Annotated in this window: 13 protein-coding genes; 2 read left to right on the forward strand and 11 right to left on the reverse strand. The window is 71.7% G+C overall.

What is annotated here, in order from left to right:
* Window positions 1-152: 152 nt before the first annotated feature.
* The 4 genes from ACWDX7_RS24180 to ACWDX7_RS24195 form a co-directional block, all read right to left on the reverse strand.
* On the reverse strand, window positions 153-1,013 hold the full coding sequence (locus ACWDX7_RS24180) for an AfsR/SARP family transcriptional regulator (RefSeq protein WP_451492146.1): 861 nt from the start codon (window positions 1,011-1,013) through the stop codon (window positions 153-155).
* Window positions 1,014-1,270: 257 nt separating this feature from the next.
* Window positions 1,271-1,993, reverse strand: a complete 723-nt coding sequence (locus ACWDX7_RS24185) for a ScbR family autoregulator-binding transcription factor (RefSeq protein ID WP_451492147.1) — start codon at window positions 1,991-1,993, stop codon at window positions 1,271-1,273.
* Window positions 1,994-2,067: 74 nt separating this feature from the next.
* Window positions 2,068-2,835, reverse strand: a complete 768-nt coding sequence (locus ACWDX7_RS24190; protein WP_451492148.1) for an SDR family NAD(P)-dependent oxidoreductase — start codon at window positions 2,833-2,835, stop codon at window positions 2,068-2,070.
* 171 nt (window positions 2,836-3,006) lie between these two features.
* A complete protein-coding gene (locus tag ACWDX7_RS24195) occupies window positions 3,007-3,723 on the reverse strand; it encodes an HAD family phosphatase (protein WP_451492149.1) in 717 nt (238 codons plus the stop codon).
* Between the two features lie 428 nt (window positions 3,724-4,151).
* On the opposite strand from ACWDX7_RS24195, the gene ACWDX7_RS24200 reads away from it, so the two are divergent.
* The gene (locus ACWDX7_RS24200; RefSeq protein ID WP_451492150.1) at window positions 4,152-5,138 is read left to right on the forward strand and encodes a ScbA/BarX family gamma-butyrolactone biosynthesis protein; all 987 of its coding nucleotides are present in this window, start codon (window positions 4,152-4,154) and stop codon (window positions 5,136-5,138) included.
* 277 nt (window positions 5,139-5,415) lie between these two features.
* On the opposite strand, the gene fbaA is transcribed toward ACWDX7_RS24200, so the two are convergent.
* From fbaA to ACWDX7_RS24235, 7 genes are all read right to left on the reverse strand, one after another.
* Complete coding sequence (gene fbaA / locus ACWDX7_RS24205) at window positions 5,416-6,438, reverse strand: class II fructose-bisphosphate aldolase (RefSeq protein WP_451492151.1); 1,023 nt, start codon at window positions 6,436-6,438, stop codon at window positions 5,416-5,418.
* 411 nt (window positions 6,439-6,849) lie between these two features.
* Window positions 6,850-7,389, reverse strand: a complete 540-nt coding sequence (pyrE, locus tag ACWDX7_RS24210) for an orotate phosphoribosyltransferase (RefSeq protein ID WP_451492152.1) — start codon at window positions 7,387-7,389, stop codon at window positions 6,850-6,852.
* Window positions 7,390-7,446: 57 nt separating this feature from the next.
* Window positions 7,447-8,232 carry an aldose epimerase family protein gene (locus ACWDX7_RS24215; protein WP_451492153.1) on the reverse strand — a complete coding sequence of 262 codons (786 nt, stop codon included), beginning with the start codon at window positions 8,230-8,232 and terminating at the stop codon, window positions 7,447-7,449.
* A 53-nt stretch (window positions 8,233-8,285) separates the two neighbouring features.
* Complete coding sequence (locus ACWDX7_RS24220) at window positions 8,286-9,200, reverse strand: SRPBCC domain-containing protein (RefSeq protein WP_451492154.1); 915 nt, start codon at window positions 9,198-9,200, stop codon at window positions 8,286-8,288.
* 65 nt (window positions 9,201-9,265) lie between these two features.
* Window positions 9,266-10,903 (reverse strand): polyamine aminopropyltransferase, encoded by a 1,638-nt coding sequence (locus ACWDX7_RS24225; RefSeq protein ID WP_451492155.1) that lies wholly within the window; start codon window positions 10,901-10,903, stop codon window positions 9,266-9,268.
* A 124-nt stretch (window positions 10,904-11,027) separates the two neighbouring features.
* On the reverse strand, window positions 11,028-11,576 hold the full coding sequence (locus tag ACWDX7_RS24230; RefSeq protein WP_451492156.1) for a DUF2617 family protein: 549 nt from the start codon (window positions 11,574-11,576) through the stop codon (window positions 11,028-11,030).
* Between the two features lie 322 nt (window positions 11,577-11,898).
* A complete protein-coding gene (locus ACWDX7_RS24235; protein ID WP_451492157.1) occupies window positions 11,899-12,096 on the reverse strand; it encodes a hypothetical protein in 198 nt (65 codons plus the stop codon).
* A 127-nt stretch (window positions 12,097-12,223) separates the two neighbouring features.
* Here ACWDX7_RS24235 and ACWDX7_RS24240 point away from each other — a divergent pair.
* The coding region (locus ACWDX7_RS24240) for a pyridoxal phosphate-dependent aminotransferase (RefSeq protein WP_451751614.1) at window positions 12,224-13,456 on the forward strand (1,233 nt) is incomplete at its 3' end.

The raw sequence follows: 13,456 nt of genomic DNA on the forward strand, positions 1-13,456 counted from the left end.
GATCCGAACCTAGGTTCCGGTCCGGCCACGGTCAAGCAGGCGTCGGGGAGGCGAGGGCCGCGAGGCGGGTCGGGGTCGGGAGCTGGCGATGGGGTTGCCGCGGGGGCGGGGCCGGACACGGCTATCGCCGGGACGACCGGGTACGGGGCAGGTCAGGCCAGGGAGGGTGAGGGCGTTCCGCGCAGCAGGGTGCGCCGCAGGGCACTGGCTGTGGCGGCCGCCGTACCCGCATCCGAACCGGCACCGGACGCGGCACCGAAGTCCGCTCGCAGCACATCCGCGAGTGCTCGGTATGTTTCCTGTGTACCGGCGAGCTCCGAGGCCCGGAAAACAGACCCGGTTCCCGAAGGTGGAACGGGCCCCGCCGGTCCCGCCGCCCGGAGGACCGGGCGCAGCCGTCCCCAGCCGCTGTCCCCCGCACCGCCCCGCGGGCGCGAGAGCTCGGCCAGCCCTGTGCGCAGCTCGCGATGCCGGCCGAGGGCCAGCTCGGCTTCCACCCACTGCTCCACGACCGACTTCCGGGTGGCTTCGAGGTCCGCGATCAGCTCGGCGAGCCGTGGCCCCGGATTCACACCGTCGAAGGCCGGGCCCTTCCACAGGCGCAGCGCTCCGCGCAGCCTGCGGGCGGCGGTCTCGTGGTCGCCCCGCGCCATGGCGCGATAGCCGGCACCGGCCTCCCGAGCGAAGTCCCGCAGGTCGGAGCGACCGCCATCGGTGTCGAGCAGGTATCCGCCGGGCGTCTGGACGAGCATGGTGGCCGCCTTGCGCGGGCCGCCGGGGCGCACGGCGGCGGCCAGCCGCTCGCGCAGCTGACGCACGCAGGAGTGCAGCACCGCCCGGGTGTGCTCGGGCGGTGCGTAAGCCTCCAGTTCCTCGGCGAGCACGGCGACCGGGACCATCTGGTCGGCGTGGCCCGCCAGGACCGCCAGGACCTGTCGCGCGGGCGGTGCCGCGGGCGCGACCGGCACGCCGTTCTCAAGGACGTCGAGTCCTCCGAGTACGTCAATGTCCACAGTCTTCTCCCAGGGGGCAAGGCAGGGCTCGGCATGCGCGACCGCACGCATAAAATAATACCCGGCATTTTGTTTCTGGCTAGCGGCTCGGCAACACCGCGCGGCACAGCACGCGATCCCCCTGCCGGTTGGTGAGGGCAGGGGGATCGCGTCGGTACGAGTTTTTGGAGACAGGAGTGAGCGGCCGAGCGGCTCGGCTCAGCCCGGTACGGCGGTCAAGGGCTCAGCCGGGTACGGCGATCAGCCCTGGGCGGCGGTCAGCCGGCGGCGGGCACGGCAGGCGCCACCTCGGCAGCCCACGGCCGCGCACCCGCGCAATCACACAGGTGAGCGCCGTTCGGCCCGTGCAGCGCACGCGCCCCCCGGCCCGGTGCGGTGTCGAGCCGGATCGCCACGGCCGACACCACCAGGCTCGGCATCACGCTCGTGTAGAGCGCCGAAACCTCCTCGTCCAGATCGAGCCCCAGGGTCTGCGACATGACGTTGAGCCCCGCGAAGGAGCCCACCACGAGCCGCGACGGACCGGCCGGATCCACGTGCGAGAGCAGCTCCCCCCGCGCCTTGGCCTCGGCCAGCAGCGTCGTGTGCAGCTCGATCCACCCCTGGTACGGCGCGGCCCGGTCCAGCGCCCTGCCGTTCTGCTCCAAGGTCAGCCGCGCGCTGCCGCGCATGAGCACGTCGTGCTGGAGGCGGTGCGAGAAGATCATGCCGATGTCGACGAACTCCTGCGCCTTGAACTCCTGCGGAGTGAAGGCCGGGTTCATGCCCACCTGCGCGTCTATGACCGCCTGAGCCAGGTCTTCCTTCGAATCGAAGTGGAAGTAGAGGGCGCCCTTCGTGACGTTGGCCAAGCGGACGATGTCCGTCAGCTTCGCCGCGTCGTAGCCGCGGTCCTCGAACACCACGGCCGCCGCTTCCAGAATGGCCTGGCGCGTGCGCACCGCGCGGTCCTGCTTGACCTGGGGTCGTTCAGTCCTCATGCGTATCTGTCCCTCTCCATGCCCCCGATCGATCGGCAATACATGCCTCCGGGTACGTACTTCTGAGTAGAGTTTCACACCACCGTGAAGCCTCCGTCCACCGGCATCGTGGCGCCCGTGACGAACGACGCACGCGAACTGCACAGCCAGGCCGCCGCCTCGGCGATCTCCTCCGGTTCCGCGGTACGCGGCTGCGGGGTCGCGGCGTGCAGTCGTGCTTCCATCTCCGGCACCGCCGCGAACCACTCCTCGACCACCTCGGTGCGCGTCGTGCCCGGGGCAACGGCGTTGACCCGGATGCCCAGAGCCGCGTATTCGACGGCCGCGGCCTTGGTCAGGCCGATCACGGCGTGCTTGGCGGCGACATACGGCGAGGCCACGGGCGTCGAGACGATGCCCGCGACGCTGCTGTTGTTGACGATGGCGCCGCCGCCCGTCGTCAACATCGCCGCGATCTCGTCGCGCATGCAGTTCCACACCCCGCGCAGGTTCACGTCCATGATCCGGTCGTACAGCTCGTCGGTCATCTCGTGCAGCGGGGTACGGCCCGCGCCCCAGCCCGCGTTGTTGAAGGCGCAGTCCAGCCGGCCGAAGCTCCCGACGGCCAACTCGACGGCGGCCGCCGTGTCGGCGCGACGGGTCACGTCCGCCACGGCGTACTCGACTTCCGCTCCCCCGGCCCGCAGCTCCGCGGCCAGCTCCTTGAGCCGGTCCTCCCGGCGGGCGATGAGGACGAGTTTGGCACCCTCACGGGCGAAGACCCGCCCTGCGGCGGCCCCTATACCGCTGCTCGCGCCGGTGATCAGCGCGACCTTGCCGTCGAGCATGCGCTCCGCTGCCATGACTCTCCTTCTTGTTCTCGCAGTACGAGGTTCGCCGCCACCGGGGGAACCGGCACGGGTGTGCGGTACGAGGTGATGCGGTACGGGGTTTCGCCGGACGGGGTGGTGCGGTACCCGGCAGGGCCGGGGCACGGCCCGGCACGGGCACGCCCCGCGTCAGGCGGGGTGGTCTCAGGCGGCGGCCCACGCGCGGCCCACGGCCGCCTCCGCGTCCAGCCCGCGCAGCAGCTCCTCGTCGATCTCGCCGAGCGAGCCGACCACGTGCCGCACCCCGGCGTCGCGCATCAGCCGTGCCTGGAAGCCGTGTTCGAAGTCGCTCGGGTGCCCGATGAAGGGCACCCGCAGGTCGCGCGCGGCCTCGGAGACCCTGGCGACATCGTCGATGAAGAGCGCCCGGTCGTAGTCGAGGCCGAAGGTCTCCGCCGCGATCTCGTGGATGCCCGGCCGGAAGTCGTTGGTGCAGATGTAGCCCGGCCCGTCGAAGAGGTGCGCGTAGCGGCCGAGGTACGTGTCGAAGTGCCGCTTGTCCAGGCCGCCGTAGCAGATGGTGCGCAGGCCCAGGCTCCGCAGCCGGAGCAGCAGTTCCTCCGCGCCGGGCATCACGTGGAGCGGGTGGTCCGCGAGATAGGCGGCGCGCTCCTCGAAGTAGACGTCCAGCACCTCCTGCGGGCTCCAGTCCACGCCGGCCGCGGCACCGAGAGCCCGGGCGGCGACGGTCTGGGACTGCGAGAAGACCGCGCGCTCGACGTCCACGTCGTAGATCCCGCCGCGGCTGGTGACGAAGTGGTGGATCACCGGGCTGAAGGTGTCGTTGAGCAGGACCCCGTCGATGTTCACGGCTGCGAGGCGCAGGTGACCCAGCGGGCTGACGTGCCGGAGGGCGTGCATCGGTCTCCAATCGGAGGGGGCCCGAGACGGTACGGGAGGGGCGGCGCGCCCTGAGCGAGCGGGGCGGGCGGCCGGATACCTGCCGACGGGAGCACCCGCAGAGCCCTGGAAGGCCCCCAAAAAATACTTCCAGGTACGCGGTCGGCACTGGAGAAAAGATACCCGACTTCCCTGAAGATGCGTCCAGTGGGCCGAAAATTGACGCAGAGTGACGAAAACTGGCTTGTGTTTCCATTGACCAGGGCTTCATTCATGGAACTGGTTACTCCGCTAGACCTTCCAGTGTGGTTTACGTCACTCTCAAGCCAGGACCGACGCAACTTCCGGTATTCCTCTAGGAGTCAACCAAACCCGGGAGTACGTACTTCGCGGCATAAAGCGAGGACGCCACCTCCGGCCATGATCTCGGGGAACTTATGATCACGACTTTGGAACCGACGAACGTCCTCGCCCACCACACCTCTACCGCCGTGGACTGCACGTGTCCGGAACGGGCACAGCGGCAGCTGACGACCACCGTGCCCCGCCAGCTCGTCCACCGCGCCGCCCTCGCGGAGGTCTTCCTGACCGGTATGTGCCGACCGGCCGAGGACCGGTTCCACGTGACCGCCCAACTCCCGCGCGGACACAGCTTCTTCGCGCCCATCGCCGGCACGCACTACGACCCGATGCTGATCTGCGAGACGATCCGCCAGGTCGGCTCCTACATCGCCCACCAGGCCTTCGACGTGCCCCTCGGCCACCAGTTCCTGCTGTGGGGCCTCGACTACACGACCATCCCCGAGAACCTGGTCATCGGCGATACCCCGGCCAACCTGGACCTCGACGTCACCTGCACCGAGATACGCCGGCGCGGCTCCCAGCTCCAGGCGCTTCGCTACCGGGTGACGATGCGCCACGGCGACCTCGTGGTGGCAACGGGGGACGCGGGCTACAACGTGGCCTCCCCCGCCGTCTACCGCCGCCTGCGCGCCGAGCAGCTGACCCGCACGCCCACCCCCTCGCTGCCTTCCGCGCCGCTCCAGCCCGCCCAGGTGGGTCGCTTCTCCCCCTTCGACGTGGTGCTCGCCGCCGCCCCGCAGCGGGCAGCCGCCGCCGTCACGTGGCAGCTGCGGTACGACACCCGCCATCCGGTGCTCTTCGACCACCTCGGAGACCACCTCCCCGGCATGGTCCTGCTGGAGGCCGCCCGCCAGGCCGCCGTGGCGCTGACCGCGGCTCCCGCCGTACTGCCCGTGTCCGTGTCGAGTACGTACCAGCGGTACGCCGAATTCGGTTCGCCGATCCTGATCCACGCGGAACGTACCGGGCCGGCCGCGGTCAAGGTCACCGGCGTGCAGAACGGCGAAGAGGTCTTCGAGGCGGGCGTGGGCACCGAGCTGGTCGAGCCGATGCCGTACGGGATGACGGCCTGACGGACCCGCCGCCGGGCCACGAGCACGGTCGCGGAACCGGGGCGTCGGGGGGCGCCCCGGCACCCCTGGTCCCCGTCGGGACGGACGGGGACCAGGGGACGCGGACCAGTGGGCGGGGAGGAGCCCGAACGACCGAAGGGCCCGGTCCGCCGTCACGGGACGGGGGCCGGGCCCTTCGGTGCAGCGCGAACGCTCTTATCCGCTCGCGCTCGAAGCACACGCGTTCATATGCGTACGCGGCAGATGCCTACTGAGTGCGTGCCTGCTCAGTACGTGCCTACTTGAGCTTGGTGCCGGTCGAGCGCAGGTTCGCGCACGCCTCGGTGACACGCGCCGCCATACCGGCCTCGGCCGCCTTGCCCCAGGTGCGGGGGTCGTACTTGGACTTCGTACCGACCTCGCCGTCGACCTTCAGGACTCCGTCGTAGTTGCGGAACATGTGGTCCGCGACCGGGCGCGTGAAGGCGTACTGGGTGTCGGTGTCGAGGTTCATCTTCACGACACCGTTCTCCAGCGCGGTGGCGATCTCCTCGGCCGTCGAGCCGGAGCCGCCGTGGAAGACGAAGTCGAACGGCGAGGCCTTGCCGTACTTCTCGGCGACACCGGCCTGGAGGTCCTTGAGGAGCTCGGGGCGCAGGACCACGTTGCCCGGCTTGTAGACGCCGTGGACGTTGCCGAAGGAGGCGGCCAGCAGGTAGCGGCCCTTCTCACCCAGGCCCAGGGCCTCGGCGGTGCGCAGCGCGTCGTCGACGGTGGTGTACAGCTCGTCGTTGATCTCGTGGCTGACGCCGTCCTCCTCGCCGCCGGTCGGGGTGATCTCGACCTCAAGGATGATCTTGGCGGCGGCGGCCTTGGCGAGCAGCTCCTGGCCGATGGCGAGGTTGTCGGCCAGGGTCTCGGCGGAGCCGTCCCACATGTGCGACTGGAAGAGCGGGTTCAGACCGCGGGCCACGCGCTCGGCGGAGATGTCCAGGAGCGGACGGACGTAGCCGTCCAGCTTGTCCTTGGGGCAGTGGTCCGTGTGCAGCGCGACCGTGATGCCGTACTTGCCGGCCACGACGTGGGCGAACTCCGCCAGGGCGACCGCGCCGGTGACCATGTCCTTGTTGTGCTGGCCACCCAGGAACTCCGCACCACCGGTGGAGATCTGGATGATGCCGTCGCTCTCGGCCTCCGCGAAGCCGCGCAGGGCAGCGTGCAGGGTCTGGGACGAGGTCACGTTGATGGCCGGGTAGGCGAACTTGCCTGCCTTCGCCCGGTCGAGCATCTCGTTGTAGACCTCGGGGGTTGCGATGGGCATCTGTCCGCTCCTTGGATGTGCGGGGAGTGTGCTTATTGCGGGCCCTGACCTGGGGGCGACGTCACCGTCGCGCCTATCTTTCCAGACTCCGTCCCACACTCCACCCCGTGGTCGCCGGGTCCGGAGCGAACAGGCCGGGATGTTTCACGTGAAACATCCCGGCCGCTCGGAAAAGAGCAGGTCACAGCCTGCTCATGGGCTCCTGAAGGCCTTGGTCACGACTTGGTTCGCCCTCTGTCCGGCGGCGGGGCCGGGTCGGATCCCAGCCACGTCAAGACCGCGATCAGGTCGGTTCGGGCGGGGTCGCGGCTCGGCGGGTCGCGGTTGCTGCGCCTCAGGACGGCCCGGCCGACGCGCGGTCGGTGCCCCCGCCCGCCCGGCCCCGGGGGCCGTGTTCAGGAGGCCGAGGCTTCAGGAGAGACCGAGGTCCTCAAGGCGGTAGGCCGTGAGGTACGGAAGGCCCGCCCCGGCGATGGCGTCCGCCGCCCCGCGGTCCACGATCGTCGCGACGGCGACGACCTCGCCACCGGCCTCGCGGACCGCCTCGACGGCGGTCAGCGGAGACCCACCGGTGGTCGAGGTGTCCTCGACCACCAGGCAGCGCTTGCCCTTCACGTCGGTGCCCTCGATGCGGCGCTGCATCCCGTGCGCCTTCTGCGCCTTGCGGACGACGAAGGCGTCCAGCCGCTGACCGCGCGCGGCGGACGCGTGCAGCATCGAGGTCGCGACCGGGTCGGCGCCCAGGGTCAGGCCGCCGACGCAGTCGAAGTCGAGCTCGGCGGTGAGGTCGAGCATGACCTGACCGACCAGCGGGGCCGCTTCCCCGTCGAGGGTGATCCGCCGGAGGTCGATGTAGTAGTCGGCCTCCCGGCCGGAGGAGAGGATCACCTTGCCGTGCACGACGGCCTTGTCCTTGATCTGCTGCAGAAGCGCATCGCGTACGTCACTCATGCCCCCGAGCTTAGGGGGTGTCCGTCGGACACCCCCTGAGGCGAGCCCCAAGGCGTCTCAGGTGAGCCGCCGCCAGGTCCACGTCGTGGAGGTTTCCAGCGGATCCACCGGGGTGACCAGGCGCGGCAGCGTGTTGAGTCCGTTCGGCGGGCCGGACTGCGGCTCCACGCAGACGGCCTCGGGCTGCTCGTCGTAGACCACCACCCACTCCGAGCGGCTGGTGAGCCTCAGTTCCAGCGCGCCGGGCCAGGTCAGGGTGACGTCGACGCCGTCGGGCATGCCGAAGCAGTCGTCCCACGGGCCGGGCCGCGGCTCGATGCGGTTGCCCGTGGGCAGGTGGTCGGCGCCCCGCTCCTCCTGCCAGGCGGGGTCGAAGGAGATCCGTACGTCCCCGCCGAGCCCGAGGTTGCGCCGGAACCAGGGGTGCCAGCCCGCCTGCGCCGGGAAGGAGTCGCCGTACGTCTCGACGCCCAGGGTCAGGGTCAGCGCGTCCGGCGCCAGCTCCACGATCTGGGTGACGCGGCCCGGGTACGGCCACGGGTCGGTGAGGTCGTAGGTGAAGGCCGCGTCGGTGGCGGTGACGCGGGCCGGACGCCAGGCCGCGTCGCGGCCCAGGCCGTGGAGGGCGTGCGGCGGGTGGTCGACCGGCAGCTGGTGGACGCTCGCGCCGTCGTGGAACCGGCCGTACGCGGTCCGGCCGCACCACGGGACCATGGGGAAGGACCCGTACGTGGGGCCCTGGCGCAGCAGCTCCGTCCCGTCGATGCGCAGACTGCTGATCCGGCAGCCGTTCTCCTGGTCGACGGTCACCTCGGCGCCGCCGGCGCTCAGTTGCGTACTCATACGGCCGACCCTAATGCGGGTCAGCGGTCACCGGCGCCGTGGGCGACCGCAGGTCAGCGCCGGCGGCGCAGGGCCCTGCCCAGTACGACCGCCGAGGCCAGGGCGAGGGCGGCGGCCGGGGCGATCCAGCGCAGATTGTCACCGGCGCTGCCGTACGTGGGAGCGGGCACCGGGGCGTACCGGCCGCGCGGCGGCGCGTGGTCCACCTCCTCGGCGCTGCGGCCGATCATGGTGCGGCGGGCGTGGGCGGCCTCGGCCGGCGGACGCGGCAGCCCACCCAGGTCGTCGAGGTCGTCGAACCCGCCTTCCAGGAAGGGGTCGAGGGACGAGGGCGGCACCTCCGTCCCGAACAGCGACTCGGTGACCTCCTCGATGCCGAGGCCCTCCTCACCCTCGCCCTCGGCCTCTTCTGCTTCCTCGGCCTCCGCTACGGCGTCGGTCACGGGCTCCTGCGCGACCTCATCGGTCAGGAGCTCCTCCACGACGGCGTCGGCCAGGAGCTCCTCCGCCACCGCGGCGTTGGACGTGGGCTCCGGAGCGGTGGCCAGTGCGGCGAGCTGCTCGGCGGCCCGGTCGAGGAGCCGGTGCACCGAGGTGGCGACGGCCTCGGGAGCGAAGGCCGCGGCGCGCCCGTCGGCGGCGGCCCCGGCGGTGAAGTCGAGCCGGGTGCCGTCCTCATGCGGGCTCAGCCGCAGCGTGAGCGCGAGCGTGACGGTGCCCGTGCCCCGGACCTCGGTGCCCGCACCGTCGACGGTGAAGTGATCGGGGGCCCGTTCGGCGAGGGCCAGCGCCCCGCGGTAGGTCACGGTGTGCCCGCCCACCCGGATCTTGAGCCGGCCCGAGAGCGGTCCCGACTCCGTGTCCGCGTCCTGCTGGAGCCCCGGCACACACCGGGCCGCCCGGGCGGGATCGCGCAGCACGGCGCGGAGGTCGTCTGCCGGTACCGGAACGAACACCTGATGCTCCATGCGGCCGAGCCTACCGAGGAGAGGCCCCGCGCACCCGGTCCGGCGCCGACTCCCGGCGTCAATCCTCAATACCGCGGGTGCGGCAGGGTCGACGGCGGGAGTCCCGGCATCCGGGCCCGTTGCGCGTCGCGTGCGGCGTCCCGCAGGGAGTGGCTCGACAGCGAGCGCAGCCCCGGCGTGTCGTGGTCCACGTGCAGCGGGGGAGCCTCTCCGCGGGCCGCCAGGACGAAGCCCCAGTCCTGGGGCGGCTCGCCGGCCTCGCCCTGGGTGCGGTCGGGACCGGCGGGAAAGCCCGACAGCCGGCCGCCCGCGCTGTAGGGGGCGGTGAGCAGCCCGGCCGCGCGGAGGGTGGACTCGACCGTCCAGTAGCTGCGCGGCCGCGTCGCCAGGGGTCCGGCGTGCACCGCCATCCGGCCACCGGGGCGCAGGGCCCGCGCCGCCAGCCCGTAGAACTCCTGCGAGTACAGCTTCGTGCTGGGGGTGATGCCCGGGTCGGGGAGGTCGGAGAGGATCACGTCGAAGCGTTCCCCCGCGGCCGGCCCCCGCAGCCAGGCGAAGGCGTCCTGCGCGACGACGCCCAGGCGCGGATCCCCGTACACCCCGGCGTTGAGCGCCGAGAGCATCGGATCGGTGCGGGCCAGGCGGACCACGCCGGGATCGAGCTCGACGACGGTGACGGACGCGACGTCCGGGTAGCGCAGCACCTCACGGGCGGCGAGCCCGTCACCGCCGCCGAGGACCAGGACCCGGGTGTGCGGGCCGGTCATCGCGGGGTGGACGAGCGCCTCGTGGTAGCGGTACTCGTCGTACCCGCTGACCCGCAGCCGCCCGTCGAGGTACAGGTCCAGGGAGCGCGGCGAGCCGGTCGGCGGCCCGGTCAGCACCAGTTCCTGGACCCCGGTCCGTACGGCGACCCGCACCTCCGCGCCGTAGACGGCGCGCCGGGCCATGCCTTCGAAATCGTCGGCGAGGACGGTCGCGGACCCGAGCATCGCGAGGACGGTCGCGTTGGCGGCGATCAGCAGCCACCGGCTCCGCCGGCTCAGGTCGCGTCGGAACAGCCACAGCACGAGCGCGCCGCCGACCACCGCGTTGACGGTGCCGGTGAGCAGGGCTCCGGAGAGCTGGCCCAGCACCGGCAGCAGCAGGAAGGGGAAGGCGAGGCCGCCGACCAGGGCGCCCACGTAGTCCGCGGCGAACAGGTCCGCGACGGCCCCGCCCGCGTCCTGTCTGCGGATGCGCTGGATGAGGACCATCAGCAGCGGGATCTCGGCGCCGATGAGTACCCCGATGGCGAAGGCGAAGGCGACGAGCGTGATCCGGGACTCGCCCAGCCAGGCGAAACTCGCGTACAGCGCCATGGCCGAGAGCCCGCCGAGCAGCGCCAGCGCGGCCTCGATCGCGCCGAAGCCGAAGGCGGGCCGGCGCCGCAGCCGTTTGGCGAGCAGGGAGCCGACACCCATGGCGAAGACCATGACGGACAGCACGACCGACGCCTGGGTGACGGAATCACCGATGAGGTAGGAGCCGAGGGCGAGCAGCTCCAGTTCGTACACGAGCCCGCAGGCAGCGCAGACGAAGACGGTGGCCAGGACGAGGAGCCGGCCGGTCCGGGGCCTAACGGGCAGGGCGTCCGGGGCGGTCTCCCTGCCCCGCGGCTCCGGAGCCGGAAGCACCCGGCGCGGGACGGAACGGTCGATCATGCAGCGAACCGTACGTCACCGCCCACCCGCACCCCGTCACCCACATGGGTGCAAGTGACCCCGCACGCCTGCCAGTTGGCGTAACGGCCGCACCACGGCCGCGCCCCGGACCGGCAAGCCCCCGCTACAGCAGCGCCACTGATTGCGCGGCCGCCGCGGCGGGGGCGCCCCGGCGCACGCCGACCCGCGTACGGGTGGCCACCAGCCGGCCCTCCTGCGGGTACGCGTGCCAGGTCCGCCAGCGCACCTGCCCCTCGTAGCGCTGCGCGAGCATGGCGGTGAAGGCGTGCGGACTGCCCGGGAAGGTACCGGCGAGCCCGTTCGGGTGATCCGCGACCAGTGCGAGCAGTTCCTGCGCCCGCCCCGCGAAGGAGCCCTGGGAGAGGGTCTCGACCCGCGCGGCGAACTCGTACTCCCAGTCGCCGGCCCGCTTGGCCACACCGAGCGGCAGCGGCGTGCTGCTGCCGGGCATGCAGGCGACGGTCTCCGAGCAGAGCACCTCGCCCTCCTCCAGGATCACCTGATGGGAGGCTCCGAGCAGGCGCAATTCCACCTTGGCGTGCATCAGTTCGAGGTTCAGTACGGCCAGGGCGGGCAGTCGGTCCCGACCCAGAGCCCAGGCGAGGTCGGCGGCACGCGTGTCGGTGTAAGAGGTCTGGAGGGTCGTGAGCATGAGTCGGCTCCGCAAACGCGCGAGGGGAGAGGGGCCGGGGCCCGCCAGCGGTGGTCAACGGGTGGGGGGCACCGGCACGGGTCCACAGGAAGTCCAGGGAGGTCCGAGGACTGGTCTACTCGACCGAGGGAATCATGAAAGGCACGGCACTCACATCGCTTTTACCCAACTTGAAGTGGTTTACATCCCCCCGGGGGCTACGCAGTTCACGTGTTCAACAAGTCGCGTCCCGCGCGTCGCCATGCACCGCCGAACGAGAGGGCGCCCGACGGCAGTTGCACCGCCGGGCGCCCTCCTGTGCTGCGGTGCCCGCTGCCCCGTGTCAGCTGGAACCGCCGCACCCCCCGCCGCCCCCGCAGGAGGACGAGGAGCCACTCGAACACGAACCCCCGGACGAGTCGCCGCCCCCGATCCACCAGCCGCTGGAGCCGGAGGACCAGCCGCCGCCGTGCGAACGGAACGCCTTGGTCACGGCGAAGGCAACGCAGAACAGCCCGATCACGATGAAGACGAACAGCATGTCCGCCCCTCTCTCACACCCCGGTCGTCCCGGGGGAGCGGGATCCCCGCGTCCCGCGTGAAGGGGGGATGCCCGCAGGCCACACGGGTCAAAGCACACTTGAGCTACTCCAGAGGTTGCCCGCAGGATGACGCCCATGAGTGCACCCGCGAGCAGTAACCGCCCCTTCCTGAACCGCAGTCTGGCGGCCTTCGGCACCACGATCTTCGCCGAGATGTCGGCGCTGGCCGCGCGCACGGGCTCGATCAACCTCGGCCAGGGCTTCCCCGACGAGGACGGCCCCGCCCAGATCGCCGAGGCGGCCTCCCGCGCGGTCCTGTCGGGCCTCGGCAACCAGTACCCGCCCGGCCCCGGCATCCCGGAGCTCCGTACCGCGATCGCCCGCCACCAGCAGCGCTTCTACGGCCTGTCCTACGACCCGGACACCGAGGTGCTGGTCACGGTGGGCGCCACGGAGGCGATCGCCGCCAGCCTGCTCGCCCTCCTCGAACCGGGCGACGAGGTGATCGCCCTGGAACCGTTCTACGACTCGTACGCGGCCTGCATCGCGATGGCCGGCGCGGTCCGCGTCCCCGTCACCCTGCGCCCCCACGCCGGGACCTTCGTCCTCGATCTGGACGAACTGCGCGCCGCCGTCACCCCCCGCACCCGGCTGCTCCTGCTGAACACCCCGCACAACCCCACGGGCACCGTCCTGACCCGCGAGGAGCTGACCGCCGTCGCCGCCCTCGCCGTGGAGCGCGACCTGCTGGTCGTCACGGACGAGGTGTACGAGCACATGGTCTTCGAGGGGGTCCACACCCCCCTGGCGGGCTTCCCGGGCATGCGCGAGCGCACGGTCACGATCTCGTCGGCCGGCAAGACCTTCTCGTTCACCGGCTGGAAGGTCGGCTGGCTCACCGCGCCCCCGGCCCTGGTCACGGCGGTCCGCTCGGCGAAGCAGTACCTCACCTACGTCGCCTCGGGCCCCTTCCAGTACGCGATCGCCGAGGCCCTCGACCTGCCCGACCCGTACTACGAGGCCTTGCGCGCCGACCTCACCGCCAAGCGCGACATCCTCGCCGACGGCCTGACGGCGGCCGGCTTCGAGGTCTACCGCCCGCAGGGCACCTACTTCATCACCACCGACATCACCCCGCTCGGCGAGAAGGACGGCCTCGCCTTCTGCCGCGCACTGCCCGAACGCTGCGGCGTCGTCGCCATCCCCAACCAGGTCTTCTACGCCGACAAGGCCGCCGGCGCCACCCAGGTCCGCTGGGCCTTCTGCAGCGTTCTGGGTACGATCTTCACCGGTCTCCTGATCGGCCTGCTGTTCGCCGCGGCCGCACTCGTGTGCGCGGCCGTCCTCGTCGCGGCCGTG

Source organism: Streptomyces sp. NPDC003034, assembly GCF_053591375.1.

Coding starts and splice junctions, on each gene's coding strand:
- ACWDX7_RS24185 (WP_451492147.1), bottom strand. CDS start 1,993: ATGAGGACTGAACGACCCCAGGTCAAGCAGGACCGCGCGGTGCGCACG.
- ACWDX7_RS24190 (WP_451492148.1), bottom strand. CDS start 2,835: ATGGCAGCGGAGCGCATGCTCGACGGCAAGGTCGCGCTGATCACCGGC.
- ACWDX7_RS24195 (WP_451492149.1), bottom strand. CDS start 3,723: ATGCACGCCCTCCGGCACGTCAGCCCGCTGGGTCACCTGCGCCTCGCA.
- fbaA (WP_451492151.1), bottom strand. CDS start 6,438: ATGCCCATCGCAACCCCCGAGGTCTACAACGAGATGCTCGACCGGGCG.
- pyrE (WP_451492152.1), bottom strand. CDS start 7,389: ATGAGTGACGTACGCGATGCGCTTCTGCAGCAGATCAAGGACAAGGCC.
- ACWDX7_RS24215 (WP_451492153.1), bottom strand. CDS start 8,232: ATGAGTACGCAACTGAGCGCCGGCGGCGCCGAGGTGACCGTCGACCAG.
- ACWDX7_RS24220 (WP_451492154.1), bottom strand. CDS start 9,200: ATGGAGCATCAGGTGTTCGTTCCGGTACCGGCAGACGACCTCCGCGCC.
- ACWDX7_RS24225 (WP_451492155.1), bottom strand. CDS start 10,903: ATGATCGACCGTTCCGTCCCGCGCCGGGTGCTTCCGGCTCCGGAGCCG.
- ACWDX7_RS24230 (WP_451492156.1), bottom strand. CDS start 11,576: ATGCTCACGACCCTCCAGACCTCTTACACCGACACGCGTGCCGCCGAC.
- ACWDX7_RS24235 (WP_451492157.1), bottom strand. CDS start 12,096: ATGCTGTTCGTCTTCATCGTGATCGGGCTGTTCTGCGTTGCCTTCGCC.